Genomic DNA, 13162 nt, shown 5'->3' on the forward strand with positions numbered 1-13162 from the left:
AGGCCTCCGTGCACAAGAAGAGTCTCGTCGTCGCCCGGACCGGTGGTGCCCTGTGCGCCGTCGTCCTCGGCAGCCTGCTGACTGCCGCCCCGCAGGCGGCGGCCGCCGACGTCACCTGCTCGACCGACGTCTACAAGCGGACGTTCTACAAGAACACCTCGTTCTCCGGGGCTCCGGTGAAGACCGACTGCGACAGCGCGATCAGCCAGAGCTGGTCCGGCAGCCCGGTCTCCGGAGTGCCGTCGAACGGCTTCGGCGTCCGCTGGTCGGTGACCCGCGACTTCGGCTCCGGCGGCCCCTTCACGTTCACCGCCTCCGCCACCGACGGCGTCCGCGTCCACCTGGACGGCGTCCGCAAGATCGACCTGTGGAAGGGCACCGGTGACACCGCCCGCTCCAAGAGCGTCAATCTCACCGTCCCCTCCGGCAAGCACACCCTCCGCGTCGACTACGTGAACTGGACCGGCGCCGCGAAGGTCAAGTACACGTACACCCCGCGGACCTCGGCCACGTACGACAGGACGAAGCCGCTCGCCCCCACCGGCGTGAAGACCGCCTACAACACCACCACCCGCAGGACGACCGTCTCCTGGTCCGCCAACAAGGAGATGGACCTGGCGGATTACTCCCTCTACCGGCGGCCCGTCGGTTCCGGCACCTGGACGAAGGTCACCACGACCACCGCCCGCAGCCACACCGACCAGCTGGTCAACCCCGACGACCGCACGCCCTACTACTACGAGGTCCGCGCCCGGGACAAGGCGGGCAACACCTCGTCGGGCAGCACGGACACCATCGTCCGCCCCCTGCCCGTCGTCGCCTCCCTGACCGGCACCTACGACAAGGCGACCGGCAACGTCACCCTGAAGTGGCCCCTCAACACCGAGGCGCACTTCGACCACTACACCGTCCTGAGCAACGACAAGGTGGACGGCTCCTACGTGTGGGTCCCGCTCGGCACCACCAAGGGCAGCACCTGGACCACCGGCCCCGTCACCGCCGACGGCGAGACCCGCCACTACCGCGTCCTCGTCACCAACGACGGCGGCACCACCACCTACAACCCGCTCTGGCTCGACGCCACCGCCACCAACGAGCTCTGGCTGGACATCCCCGACGGCATAGCCCCCGCCTACGCCCCCGATCTGACCCTGGGGACCTGCGCGAGCGGCATCCAGGCGACCGCCGGCGACAGCACGCCGGCCCCGATCCGCGACTTCGTCGGCTTGGAGGTCGAGCGCCGCGAAGCGGGGACGGACACCTGGTCGGTGGTCCTGCACAAGGGGTTCGACCCGCGCCTCGCCACCGCCACGGCCACCGTCTGCGACCCGCTGCCCGCCGACGGACGCAGCTACGACTACCGGGCCCGTACCTATGACGCGGCCGGGAACTACTCGCCGTCCAGCACGATCGAGACCGTGACCGTGCGGATCGGCTGACAGGCACGGGGGCCACGCCCTGCGGGTGGGTCCACCGGTCCGAAGGCCCCCGACCGATCACGGTCGGGGGCCTTCGTCGTCTCGGTCACGCGCCCCGTACGCCGCGCCCGGGCGTTCGTCAGCCGCCGTGCCGCAGTTCCGAGACGAGCGCCGCCACACCGTCCTCCAGAGCCAGCAGGCGGATGTGCCGGCGGATGTGCGCGTACTTCGCCTCCGTCTCGCGGTCGCCCGCGCCGGGGTACGCCTCGCCCGGCCGGGGCGTACGCCGCGGTGCGTGACGGAACAGGTGCGCGTTCCTGGGGGAGATCGGCCAGGACATCACCTCGCCCCCGGCCGCCAGGTGCAGGACCTCCCAGCCGTCGCCGTCGCCGTCGCCGTCGTCCGTCACGGGGGTGACGACGGCGGTCGCCGGGTGCAACGCCGCGAGCCAGGCGAGGAGATGCGCCCGCTCCCGGTCCAGACCGTCGCTCAGCCGCTCGTACGCGTCGGCGTGCCGCTGCCAGCGGGTCACCTCGTGGGGGGAGGCCTGTGCGCCGGCCGCGTCCAGGACGTCCGCCGGGTGCCGTACGGGGGTACCGGCCGCGTCGGGATGCGGGTCGGGGTGGCCGCGCCGCAGGACGGTGTCGAGGAGACCGCGGACGCGACCGGGGGCGCGATGGGACCTCCGTGGGCCGGGCCTTGCCGATGCGGCCCAGGTCGCCTCCGGTGCGTACTCGGGATCCCACGAAGGGGGCGGGGGCGTGAGGGAAGGGGACATGAGGTGCTCCAGAGTGCGGCCCGGGACGGACGCCGGGACCAGGTGGTGCCCGACGGGGAGGCGCCCGGAGGGGGCCGGCCGGGCCCGGGCGGGTGGTTCCCGCGGTGTCCGAGACGCCCCCGGCCCCGCCCGTCCGGATCAGGCGGAGGCGGGCGCGGGGGAAGGAACAGGGGGAGGCATGGGGAAAGAGGCCCGCACGGCGGCCGGGGCGGTGCCCGGCACGGCCGGGGACGCCGCCGGGCCGCCGTGGCCGTCGCGCGCCGGACCGTCGGTGGATCGCACCGTCGACCCGGTACGCCGGTAGAGGCGGGCGTCGCGGGCATTGGCGGCCCGGCACGCCTCGTCGGCCGGCTCGCCCCTGCGCACGTGCCGCTGGTACGCCGCGCGTGTTCCGCAGGGCGCGGGCTCCCCGCGCGAGCGGCCCGCCTCGACGGGACGCGTGGCGGCAGGCGCGGGCTGCCGGGCACGGCGCTTCTCCAGTTCGTAGCGCTGGGAGCCGGTGAGGCCCGCGACGATGCCCGCCCGGTCGCACCGGGACAGGCCGGCCTCGCGGCGCAGCACGGCGGTTCGGCACTCCGGAAGCACCTGGCACGCGTTGCATATGGCCGTGGCCGTCTCACGCGTCCGGCCGGAGAACCACAGTTCGGGGTCCTCGTCGCGGCACGCGGCGCGCAGCTCCCAGTCCGGAACGCCATGGCCCTCGTCCGGGCGCGGTGCGGCCGACTTCTTCCGCTGTGCCCCTGCGCCGGGGACGGCGGCCCTTTCACGGACCGGGAGACGCCGTGCGGCCGGGGTCCGCGCGCTGTCGCCGTGGGCACTCATCGCACTCGTCGCACTCATCGCGCGCGCCCGCGCCGCGTCATGGGCACGGCGACGGGGCCACGCACGGCCGGTCCCGTGCGGGTGCGCCCGCCGGCCGCGTCGGGGACGGGGCTCCGCACCGGCTCCCGGGAGGGTGACAACGGGCCCATGTACGTGGCCACATTGGCGAGCGAGCACCGCTCAGGACGCCCGTCCACCGACAGCAGCGGCATGCCGTCGTCGGTGCTCCAGCCCTGGAAGTACCAGACGTTGCCGTGCGCGTCGCGCTGAGGCACCGCCAGGTCGTACCTCCGGCCCTCGAACTCGAACGGCCTGGCCGGTGGCGTGCCTTGTGCGTCGTGCGGCGTCCGGCGCGGCTCGTACGCCAGCACCGAGACCCGTACCCCTTCGTACCGGCACTCGCCCGTCACCGCGTGCGGCAGGAGTCGCTCGGTGGTGTGGGGGATGCCGAAGTGCGCCCGCCACCGCATCCATTGGTCCCGGTCGACGACGTGCAGCACGACACGCACCCGATCGCCGTCCGCCCGGACGCTGTGGAAGTCCTGGTGCCGGCCGATGTGCCGCTCGATGGCGGTCGCGAGGCGGCGGGCGTGCGCGCGGGACGCGTCCCGGGCTTGTGCCTGGCGTTCCAGGTCCGTCGGGCCGCGGAGCCCGCAGGACCAGCCGCCGGCCGGGGTGCGGTGCAGGACGATGCCGTAGGAGCGTTCAGGATCGACCAGCAGGCGCTCGCCGTCGAGGGCGTGGGCCGCCGCGGCGACCGGATCCACGCCACCGGCCGTCAGGGCCGCACGGATCACCCGCGCGGCATGGGGGAGGTTCCGGTTCACGCCGCGTTCGCCTCCGTCGACGTCCGCACCTTCCGTAACGCGCGGAAGGTGAGCCCTCTGACCGCGCCGACGCTGCGGCCCATCGTGCGTGCCGTCTCCGCGGGCGACATGCCGCCGAGGAAGCGCAGCTCCAGACACTGCCGCTGATGAGGGCTGAGGGTGTTCAGCGCGTTCCGTACGGCGTCGCACGCCTCGACCGCCTCCAGTACGCGCAGGGCGGTGGACTCGGCGCTCCGGTCGGACCCGTCGACGTCCGCGGGTTCGGGGACCAGGGTCTCCAGCCGGGTACGGCTCGTCCGCACCTCGTCGAGGTGCAGGTTCCTGGCGATGGTGAGGAGCCAGGCGGCGAACGTGACGCCCTGCCAGGTGAAGGTGCCGATGCGGCGCAGGGCCCGTGCGAAGACCTCCTGGGTGAGGTCCTCGGCGAGGTGCCGGTTCCGTGTCCGCAGGAGCAGGTAGCGGTACACGGATCTCCGGTGTTCCTCGTACAGCGCGGCGAAGGCCGCCCGGTCGCCGGCACGGGCCCGTGCGACGCATTCGGGCTCCGCCGCTCCCGGCGGCGCGGTCTCACATGTGATCTGCGGGGACACGGCTTGTGCGCTCCTTTGTCACAGAGGTTCGTGGATTCGGCGCAAGGCCTCGCGGGCCGTAACGCGAAGTACTCAATCTTCGTGTAGATGTAGATTCACGTGGCGCGAGTGAGGAGTGGTGCGAGGAGTCTGATCCGTCTGTCGCCGCGTAGTGCCGGCTGGGGCGACGGAGGCCCATGTGATCGATGTGATCTACAGTGTGCGTGTAGATGTAGATTCTGTCAAGAGTGTGAGGCCCGTGCGAACCGGCGACGGGGGTGTGGGGGCGTGCGGTCGTGCGTGAACGGGGTGGAGTGCTCCGGGCTCCGAGAAAGCCGGATGTCAATCTGCGATCTACTTGCGCATGTGGATGTTGTTGGTCGATGCTCGGGAACGTGACCAAGCAGCCTCATCAACCCGGCGAACCCGGCTCCGGCGAGGGTGTCGCCCACGGGGGTGAGGACCTTGCCGCACTGCTGGAACGTCTCCTTGCTCAGGTGCCGGACAGGACGCAGAAGGATCTGGCCGAACAGGCCGGCATCTCGTATCCCACGCTCAACGCGTGGATGAATCGGACCCGTGGAACGTCCCGTATCGATCCCGAGAAGCTCCGCGCGATGGTGGAAGTGTTCCGTCGTTGGGGCGTGAAGACCACGCCGCGGGAATTCTTCGCGACGGTCGGCCGACCGGTTCCCGGCCCCAGCGGGGACGAGCGGGAGGCCCAGCTGCTGAAGCTCTACCGGCAACTTCCCGAGTCCAGGCAGCGTGCCCTGGTCAAGAACGCCGAGGCGATGCTCCAGCTGAGTCGCGTCATCTGAAAGTGGCTCACGTCTGAAAGTGGCTCACGTCTGAAGGTCGTTCACGTCTGATGGTCGTTCAGGTCTGAAGGCCGTTCGCGGTCTGCGGGTCGTTCAGGTCTGAGGGCGGCTCGTCGTGCGCAGGCCGTCCGTCGCCTGAAGGCGTATGCCGTCCGCGGGCCGTATGCCGTCCGCGGGTCGTACGTCGCTTGCGGGTCTTTCGTCGTCCGAAGGGCCTGCGCCGGCCGGTGGGCCCGGACGCATCCGTGGGAAGTCCTGGCGGTTGTCCGGGGCACGGCCTTGCCGGTGAGGCGTTCCGATCGTGGTGCGACCGTGTTCTCCGCGGTGCGGACATCCGGGCGGAACACTTCGACGGGTCTCTCATGGCTTGGACGCGTGAGTACGAACGGGGGGCCGCTGGCCTCCCGGAGCGGGATCACTTTATGCCTGGGGTCATTCCCTGGGGAGGTAGTTGTGTGCATCCTGATCTGCGTGGCGGACGATCTGCCGAAAATCGCCGTCTGGGACCCTGACGAGGTCAGCATCCTCGTGGCGAGAGGCATCGAGACCGGCGAACTGCTGCGGGAAGTGCAGGAGATCCTCACGATCGACCTCGGTGCGCCGTCCACTGCCGACGCGGCACTTCTCTGCTTCTGCGGCACACGAGTGGAACTGCCCGGCGAACTCGCACTTCTCGGTGCGGTCGAGGCTCCCGACACCCGCTGACACGCAGAGCGGTCGATGCCCGTCACTGTGTACCGGTGTGACAGCCGACCATGGAGGTGGAGCCGGCCGTGTCGACGTGGTCGGTGGCGGCCGTGGAGTCGGTCAGCGCGTTCATGAAGGCAGTCGTGTCCGTGGAGGGGCGGTGACGGCATGCGGGGGAAGAGCCGTGTGCCTCGGCGCGGATGCGCTGCTTCATCGTCGGCGGAAGTCCTCTGTCGGCGGACCAGGTCGGGGACCAGCCCCAGAGCGGCAGCTCCGGGAGTGTCTCGGCCGGGACGCTGGTGTTGCGCTCGGGCTCGGGCTGGGGTACCGCCGCGGCGGCGGTCGTGGTGACGAGGCCGAGTGTCGTGCACAGGGCGAGGAAGGCGGTGACGATGGCGGTCCACAGTTTCATGACCTGGTTCCTGGCCATGTTCCCTCACTTTCGGGTTGGGCGATTTGCGTACTTTCCTCATGATGTGTATGGGGCCCTCGAAGTGGTGGACCCACGCTCGCGGCGCGTCGATCTTCTGATCAACACCCACTCGGATGGGTGCATGAGAGCTGCAAAGTGGAGGAGAAGGGCTTAGAGGGGACAAAGTCACCTTCCGTGGAGGTGTGCTCACCCTCTGGTCGCAGCGGATCGGGTGACTTCTACTGCGCTGTTCCGGCCGCGAGTTGGGGGGCCGACGCAGGTCACCGATCGATATCGGTCGGTGTGTATAGTCGGGCGCCAGAGGTCCCCTACGTCAACGAAAGACGAGGTCGCGCGGTGAAGAAGCTTCTCCTGGTCGCACTGGCCGCCATCGGCGGGCTCCTCGTGTACCGCCAGATCCAGGCGGATCGCGCCGAGCAGGATCTGTGGACGGAGGCGACTGACTCCGTGCCCACGGGTTCGTGAGTATCGACAACAGTCTCAGAGCAGACCCCGGCCGCCCTCGCGGTCGGGGTTTTGTGTTCTCCGCGGGCGTTTGCGGTGCCGCCGGTTCTCCACGGCACCCGCAGTGACGACCGACGGCCTGCGTGCGTTCGGCGCACCGCGACGAGGACCGTGCGCATCTCGGGGGTACGCGCCGTTTCGGCCGCTTGTGCGGATAGCGCGGGTGGTGCGGTGGCGGGCGGGGCAGGATGGGCCCACGATTCCGGGGCCTTGACGAGGGGTGGCGCGTGATGGGGCGGCGCACGGTGTGGTGGCTCGGCCGGGCGCTGCCGGCTGCCGGAGCCGCGCTGGTCGCGGTGCTCGTGCCGACCTGGCAGGCAGGCGCGGCCGACGCGGACGGCGCGCAGCAGGTCGGGGGCGACCGGGGTGGCACGCGCCCGATCGCGGCCCATGCGGGCACGATGCGCACGGTCGGCGCAGACGGGGGTGGCGCGCGCACGGTCAGTGCGGATGGGGGTGGCGCGCGTACCGCCGGGGATGCCGTGGCCGACGCGGAACCGACGCCGTACGCCTTCGCCGAGGACGCCACGAGCGTCGACGGCGCCACCGGCACCACGGGCGCCGTACGGCTGGAGCCGGGCAAGGCCTACCGGAGCTCCATCGGCAAGGACGGCAAGCTCTACTACCGCCTGGTGCTCGACGACGTGTCCAATGCCTACGTCTCCGCCACCGCCGTCCCCAGGCCGGGTACGAGCGTCTCCTACTCCGACGGCATCAAGGTGTCCGTGCAGGACGGCAACAGCCGCAACTGCTCCTTCTCCGGGACCGCGCACTTCGGCGCCACGCAGAGCTCCCACCCGATCGCCGCCTGGGCGACCCGGGAGACGAGCGGCCATCCGTACGCGTGCCAGACGGCGGGGACGTACTACGTGGTCGTCGAACGCAGCGGCACGGCCGGGTCCTCGTCCGGCGTCTGGGACCTGGAACTCGACTGTGTGTCGGAGCCGGGCCTGCGGAAGACCGGCTCGACGACCGCCCCGGAGACCTGGAACTCCGCCACACCGGAACCCCTCACCGGCGATCCGAAGCGCCGCCGAGGTGGCGCCGGGTTCAGCACCGCGACGTCGCTGCGCCAGGGCATCTGGCAGGACGGGATCAGCCCCGGGCAGACGCTCTTCTACAAGGTGCCGCTCGACTGGGGACAACAGCTGCACGTCACCGCCGCGCTGGGCAGTTCGGGCCGGGGCGAGGGCTCGGTGGGCACCGCTCTCGTCATGTCCCTCTACAACCCCGTGCGCGGCTTCGTCGACGACGTCGGCTCCGGATACGACGGCGGGCAGCGGTCCGCCGTGCTCGAACCGCTGCCCGCCGTCGCCTACGAGAACCGGTACGCCCTCAGCGACCGGGTGAGCGGCATGCGGTTCGCGGGCTCGTACTACCTCGTCGTCCATCTCGCCGCTCAGGTCGCCGACCGGTTCGGCGACGGGCCGCTGGGGCTGACGCTGAGCGTGCGCAGGGACGGTGCCGTGCGGGCCGGGCCGTCGTATGCGGGGCGACCCGAACCCCGCGACGCGTTCGACGTCCCGGCGGACGACGCCGACGACCAGGCCGACGACGGGGCCGACGCCGAGGGTGCGGTGGGCGGTGCGAGTCCCGAGGGCGGCGGCCGTGACCGGGCCGACGGCACGGGCGCCGGCAGCGACAGCGCCACGATGAGGGTGGTCGCCGCGGGCGGGATCGGCACGGGGAGTCTGTTGATGCTGATCCTCGGGGTGTGGACGGTGCTCGCCCGGCGGCGACCTGTTCCGGCACCCGAGGACGCGGACACGGCCTCGGCCGCGGTCCCGGCGCCGTGGGAGCGCGGGGCGCCGAGGAGTTGGTAGCGCCCTCCTGGTTCAGATCGTCCTGGTTCGGATCGTCCTGGTTCGGGCCGTCCTGGTTCGGGCCGTCCTGGTTCGGGCCGTCCTGGTTCGGACCGTCCTGGTTCGGACCGGCCTGATTCGGATCGGCCTGGTTCAGATCTGCGTGAGCGCCCAGAAGCCCACGGCGAAGCAGGCCAGCGCGATGAGGAACATCGGGACGGCCACTTTCGCGGGCGGTCCGGGACGTGGCCTGGCCCGCCTCGCACGATGCACCGGAACCCGTCGCGCCTGAGGTGGAACCTGCGGGGACCGAGCGGTGTATGAAGCAGTAGAGGCGTACGCGGGCTGGTGCATCGTGGCGGCAGGAGCCGCGGGCCGCTGGGGGGAGGGCACGTGCGTGGGCGTTGGAGTGGGCGCGGCGCTGGGCGTGGGGGTCGGCGTCGGTTCGAAGGCCGGAGGATGCAGAGGAGCGGGCACGGGCGGCACGACCGGGGCGGGAGGAGCGAGCGGCCGGGCCTTGTGCCATGCCTGTTCGGCCTGTGCCTGGGCCTGTGGCTGGGGCAGGGCCTGATCCTGCGGGCGGGGCGGCTGCTGTGGGACCTGCTGGGCGGCCCGCTCGTGCTGCCGCCGCGCTTCTCCTTCGGCGACGTCCGGCTGCGGCGGAGGCAGATGGAAACTGCCGGTGTCCGACATCGAGGCCGGCAGCGGAGGGACGGCGCCGGACGCGGACCGAGACGGGTCACCGTGGGATGGGGATACGGACTCCGGGCCCGGGCCTGCGGTGCGGGGCGCGGACTCCGGGGCCAAAGTGCCGGCCTGGGACTCCGGACGTGCGATGCCGGGCGCGAGCTCCGGGCCCACCGTGCCGGACACGGGCTTCTGCTCCGCGGTGTGGGGCGCGGGGCCCGGCTCGGCCGTGCCGGACGCGGACAGTCGCTGTTCGTTGCGAAGGGCGGACACCGGATTCGTGTCGCCGAGAAGGGAGTTCGGCTGCGCGCCGCGCGGTGGGGAGTCCGCCTGTACGGCGCTGGGGGCGGACTCGTCTTCCGCGTCACCGGCACGGACGGCAGGCCGTATGCGATCGGCGCGCGGCTCGGGACTCGCGTACCCGGTACGAGATCCCGTCCGCCCGCTCTCGGAAACGCCGCCCTCGTACGAGCTGTCCCCATACCCGCTGTCTCCGTGAGCGGTGCTGTCGGACGCGGTGTCCTCGGACGTGATGTCCTCGAGCAGTGGGCCGGGGGCGCGGGACCGGGATGCGGCCGGCGCGGTCTTGAGCGGTCCCTTCGGTCCGAACCCTTCGGGAATCGGCCCGAGTTGGTCGAACACCTCGATCAACTCGTCGTCGGGACCGGGCTCGGGCAGCAGCTCGGCGGCCGAGGCGAGCGCCTTGCGCGCTCCCGTCGCGGTGCGGAACCGCGCGTGCGGGTCGGGTTGCACCAGCGTGGCCACGACCTGCCACAGCGGCTCGGGTATGCCCCGTGGGGCGGACGGCGTGCCGTGCGCGGCGAAGTACTCGATCAGCGCCTTGGCGTCGGGCTTGGCGCCCTCCAGCAGATACAGGGCGACCAGACCCACGGCGAACAGGTCGGCGGGGAAGTCCGGTTCGGCGCCCAGCATCTGCTCGGGCGCGAAGTAACCCGGGGTGCCCACCACGTAGTTGGTCTCCGTCAGCCGTGGCTCGCCGAGGCGCATCGCGATGCCGAAGTCCGACAGCCGCAGTCGCGGACGGGCCATGCCGGTCGCCTCGAGCAGCACGTTGGCGGGCTTGATGTCCCGGTGGATGACGCCTTCCGCGTGCACGGCGGCGAGGCCCGCGAGCAGCTGGTCGAGCAGGACACAGACGAAGGGGGCCGGCAGGGGACCGTAGTCATTGACCAGGTGGACCAGGGAGCCACCCGCGACGAGGTCCATGGTGAACAGGACCTTGTCGTCGTCGGCGGCCCAGCTGGCGGGAGCCAGCACATGCGGATGGTCGATCCGCAGCGCCTGCTCCCGCACGAAGCGGAGCAACGCGTGCGCGTCGCTCTGCTGCAACACCTTGGCGGCCACGTACCGGCGGCGGCGGTGGTCCCAGGCGCGCCAGACCGCACCGACTCCCCCGCGGCCGATCGGGTCGACCAGTTCGTACCGGCCGGCGAAGACCTCACCCATGGTCGTGTGTCGCTCCCCTTCGGCGGTCGGTCAGGAGACCTCTCCCGAGATGCCCGGCCACCCGAGTCGGGCAGCTGGAGGATATGAGGGTCTCCAGCTGCCGTGCGTTCGGCGGCAGGGTGTTCGGCGGCCGGGCGGTCGGCTCAGCTCTGGTGCGACTGGTAGTGCGCGACCGCGTCGGAGGTACGGCCGGCGCCGTACACCCGGAGGAACTCTGCCAGTTCCGGGTGGGTCGGGGCGAGGGTGTCCGCCGCGTCGATGATGTCCCCGGCCGCGGCCACCGAGCGCAGCAGCGACTGGATCTCGCGCACCACGCGCTTCACCGTCGGGGCGCCCGAACTGCTCGTCGACTGCGTGGTGTTGCTGAGCACCGATCCCCCCTGGGACTTCTTGATCTCGTCCATGCGCTCGGTCGCCTCGGCGGCGCTGACGCTGCCGTCCGCGACCTGCCCCGCCAGGTCCTGCAGAAGCTGCACGCGCTGGACGACCGCCGGATTGCCGATCTTGGCTCGCTGACCGCTCATCAGCTGCGACAGCATGGGCGCCGACAGGCCCAGCACCCCGGCCAGGCGCGCCTGGTTCAGCCCAAGATCCTCGATGAGCCTACGGAAGAGCGCCCCCAACGGCTCCCCGTACCAGTTCCGCTGCAGCTCCCGGGCTCTTGCGGTTGCTTCCTGCTGTGCGGCGTCCATTGCGTCTCCCCATCGCTTCCCCAAATACCGCGGTTCGCTGTAGCGAACCACGTCGAGCATCTTACGGAGAGTGGTCGTCCACGGGGACCCCCAATCTTTTTGCGAGATCCCGGGGGTGACCCGGTACTCTGGTCTGCGGCGCCCGTCGACAGGTGGTTCCTGTGGTCGGACGTTCCTCTTCCGGGGCCTTAGCTCAGTTGGTAGAGCGCTGTCTTTGCATGGCAGATGTCAGGGGTTCGACTCCCCTAGGCTCCACGTCTCGGACCGGCCAGACGCCTTTTTAGGCGGCTGGCCGGTTTTTCTATGTCCCATTTTGGTCCGGGTGCGAGCCGGCGGTGAGGCCTTCGTCGGATGCCTGAGAGACCGATGGCGCGCCCTGCACGGCAGTCGTGGTGACGTGCGTCACAAACAGGACTTTGCAGTCGTTGCTACTTCTTTGCGCAAATGCGGGGGCTGCGCGGCCTCTACGTCTGCCGCGAGCGTGGGTGCTCCGGTTCGGGCGCCGGGGCATGGCGGCGCGAGTGCCATGCGTGAGCTGGCGTAAAGGTATGCGTGTAGTCGTATCAACGCATTCTGTTAACAACATCTGCACGGATATTGCACATGCCGGTCGTTGCAAACGTCATCATGAGCCGACTCAGTAAACGGGGAGCGGACGGCAATGGGGTTGAGGAGAGCCCCCCCGTGGCGGCCGATGTACCTGCGTTCCACGTGAAACATCGCCGTGGGGCAGGAGAACTGACAAGTCTCCTGCCCCACGGCGATGTTGAGAGAGCGGTCGGTCAGCGGCGGTCGTCGCGATCCGCCGCCTGCTCCTCGGCCTCCTTGGCCTGAACCTCGGGGTCCAGATCGGACCGGCCGCTGCCGTCGACCGCCGTCAGGCGTCCGCCCTCGGGTACTTCGGTCGCGGCGGGCGGCTCGACCAGCCAGTCGGGGTTGGCCTGCTTGTCCCACCACTTCCAGGCGGCGAACGCGCCGGCCGCGAGGACTCCCGCGATCACCAGTCCCTTGGCGAGACGGCCGACCCTCGCCCGCCGCTCGTGCTTGCGGACCAGCTTCTCGATCTCCTTCGGTGAGACCTGGCCCCGCAGCGCGGCGATGGCCGCGATGCTCCGTGCCGCGGCCTCTTCCCGGACGGGCTGGGACGCGGCGATCGCCTGTTCGATCCGCGGCCTGGAATAGTCGGCGGCCTGCCGGGCCGCGATACGGGTGCGGACGGCGGCCTCATGCGCTGCCTGGTCCACCTTCGGTGGCACATGGGTGCGGGCCTGTTCCAGGCGCGGCGCGAGATGGGCGTCGTACTGCACACGGGCCTGTTCGGCGGCCTGCGAAACCTTCGGTGCGAGCCGTACGCGCGCCTCGTGCGCATAGTACGAAGCCTTGTCCTTGGCCGTGTCGGCGTAGGGCGCCACCACTTCCGCGGCGTGCAGCACGCTGTCTTTCGCCGAGCCGGTCGCGGCGCGCACGCTGTCGATGCGGGTCACGGGTTTCCTCCTCCTCGGTGGCGTACGTCGGGGGTCTGAGGTGCCCCCAATGACACACAGTTCACCTTTCCACCCTTATCGGGATCATGCCCGCCCGCGACGTCCGGGGCATGTGAAGACGGGCATCCGGGTCACGGGTACTGACTCCGGGTGACTCGGAGCAAGATCCGGTCG

At 71.0% G+C, this 13162-nt stretch carries 13 protein-coding genes and 1 tRNA gene; 6 read left to right on the forward strand and 8 right to left on the reverse strand.

Annotation, left to right across the window (positions count from 1 at the left end):
- The first annotated feature begins 8 nt into the window (after nt 1–8).
- The gene (locus ACSYGO_RS24260) at nt 9–1439 is read left to right on the forward strand and encodes a PA14 domain-containing protein (protein ID WP_460387617.1); all 1431 of its coding nucleotides are present in this window, start codon (nt 9–11) and stop codon (nt 1437–1439) included.
- A 118-nt stretch (nt 1440–1557) separates the two neighbouring features.
- Here the strand turns inward: ACSYGO_RS24260 and ACSYGO_RS24265 are convergent, their stop codons facing one another.
- The 4 genes from ACSYGO_RS24265 to ACSYGO_RS24280 form a co-directional block, all read right to left on the reverse strand.
- Entirely contained in the window at nt 1558–2196 is a 639-nt protein-coding gene (locus ACSYGO_RS24265; protein WP_460387619.1) for a hypothetical protein, read from the reverse strand.
- Nucleotides 2197–2334: 138 nt separating this feature from the next.
- The gene (locus ACSYGO_RS24270) at nt 2335–3036 is read right to left on the reverse strand and encodes a WhiB family transcriptional regulator (protein WP_460387621.1); all 702 of its coding nucleotides are present in this window, start codon (nt 3034–3036) and stop codon (nt 2335–2337) included.
- Nucleotides 3033–3845 carry a BN159_2729 family protein gene (locus ACSYGO_RS24275; protein WP_460387623.1) on the reverse strand — a complete coding sequence of 271 codons (813 nt, stop codon included), beginning with the start codon at nt 3843–3845 and terminating at the stop codon, nt 3033–3035. Before ACSYGO_RS24275 ends, ACSYGO_RS24270 begins: the two co-directional genes overlap by 4 nt.
- Entirely contained in the window at nt 3842–4435 is a 594-nt protein-coding gene (locus tag ACSYGO_RS24280; protein ID WP_435222624.1) for an RNA polymerase sigma factor, read from the reverse strand. Before ACSYGO_RS24280 ends, ACSYGO_RS24275 begins: the two co-directional genes overlap by 4 nt.
- A 374-nt stretch (nt 4436–4809) precedes the next feature.
- Between ACSYGO_RS24280 and ACSYGO_RS24285 the strand changes: the two genes are divergently transcribed.
- Both ACSYGO_RS24285 and ACSYGO_RS24290 read left to right on the forward strand, forming a co-directional pair.
- On the forward strand, nt 4810–5232 hold the full coding sequence (locus ACSYGO_RS24285) for a helix-turn-helix domain-containing protein (RefSeq protein ID WP_028799379.1): 423 nt from the start codon (nt 4810–4812) through the stop codon (nt 5230–5232).
- A 471-nt stretch (nt 5233–5703) separates the two neighbouring features.
- A complete protein-coding gene (locus tag ACSYGO_RS24290; protein WP_432186250.1) occupies nt 5704–5937 on the forward strand; it encodes a hypothetical protein in 234 nt (77 codons plus the stop codon).
- A 22-nt stretch (nt 5938–5959) separates the two neighbouring features.
- Here the strand turns inward: ACSYGO_RS24290 and ACSYGO_RS24295 are convergent, their stop codons facing one another.
- Nucleotides 5960–6349: a DUF6344 domain-containing protein gene (locus ACSYGO_RS24295; RefSeq protein ID WP_426677058.1), complete on the reverse strand. Its 390-nt coding sequence runs from the start codon at nt 6347–6349 to the stop codon at nt 5960–5962.
- 339 nt (nt 6350–6688) lie between these two features.
- Here ACSYGO_RS24295 and ACSYGO_RS24300 point away from each other — a divergent pair, with 339 nt between their 5' ends.
- Nucleotides 6689–6817 carry a DLW-39 family protein gene (locus ACSYGO_RS24300; RefSeq protein ID WP_003999697.1) on the forward strand — a complete coding sequence of 43 codons (129 nt, stop codon included), beginning with the start codon at nt 6689–6691 and terminating at the stop codon, nt 6815–6817.
- 269 nt (nt 6818–7086) lie between these two features.
- Nucleotides 7087–8679, forward strand: a complete 1593-nt coding sequence (locus ACSYGO_RS24305) for a hypothetical protein (RefSeq protein ID WP_460387626.1) — start codon at nt 7087–7089, stop codon at nt 8677–8679.
- Nucleotides 8680–8811: 132 nt separating this feature from the next.
- Here ACSYGO_RS24305 and ACSYGO_RS24310 read toward each other — a convergent pair whose 3' ends face one another.
- Nucleotides 8812–10812 (reverse strand): serine/threonine-protein kinase, encoded by a 2001-nt coding sequence (locus ACSYGO_RS24310; RefSeq protein ID WP_460387628.1) that lies wholly within the window; start codon nt 10810–10812, stop codon nt 8812–8814.
- A 143-nt stretch (nt 10813–10955) separates the two neighbouring features.
- Complete coding sequence (locus ACSYGO_RS24315; RefSeq protein WP_028799374.1) at nt 10956–11504, reverse strand: helix-turn-helix domain-containing protein; 549 nt, start codon at nt 11502–11504, stop codon at nt 10956–10958.
- Nucleotides 11505–11686: 182 nt separating this feature from the next.
- On the opposite strand from ACSYGO_RS24315, the gene ACSYGO_RS24320 reads away from it, so the two are divergent.
- A tRNA-Ala gene (locus ACSYGO_RS24320) sits at nt 11687–11759 on the forward strand.
- Nucleotides 11760–12286: 527 nt separating this feature from the next.
- Here the strand turns inward: ACSYGO_RS24320 and ACSYGO_RS24325 are convergent.
- Nucleotides 12287–12988: a DUF5324 family protein gene (locus ACSYGO_RS24325; RefSeq protein ID WP_426677055.1), complete on the reverse strand. Its 702-nt coding sequence runs from the start codon at nt 12986–12988 to the stop codon at nt 12287–12289.
- Nucleotides 12989–13162 lie beyond the last annotated feature (174 nt).

Source organism: Streptomyces krungchingensis, assembly GCF_054729265.1.

Bases quoted from the DNA above. Each gene is read 5' to 3' on its own strand.
- ACSYGO_RS24265 (WP_460387619.1), bottom strand. From the start codon at position 2,196: ATGTCCCCTTCCCTCACGCCCCCGCCCCCTTCGTGGGATCCCGAGTAC.
- ACSYGO_RS24270 (WP_460387621.1), bottom strand. From the start codon at position 3,036: ATGAGTGCGACGAGTGCGATGAGTGCCCACGGCGACAGCGCGCGGACC.
- ACSYGO_RS24295 (WP_426677058.1), bottom strand. From the start codon at position 6,349: ATGGCCAGGAACCAGGTCATGAAACTGTGGACCGCCATCGTCACCGCC.
- ACSYGO_RS24305 (WP_460387626.1), top strand. From the start codon at position 7,087: ATGGGGCGGCGCACGGTGTGGTGGCTCGGCCGGGCGCTGCCGGCTGCC.
- ACSYGO_RS24310 (WP_460387628.1), bottom strand. From the start codon at position 10,812: ATGGGTGAGGTCTTCGCCGGCCGGTACGAACTGGTCGACCCGATCGGC.
- ACSYGO_RS24315 (WP_028799374.1), bottom strand. From the start codon at position 11,504: ATGGACGCCGCACAGCAGGAAGCAACCGCAAGAGCCCGGGAGCTGCAG.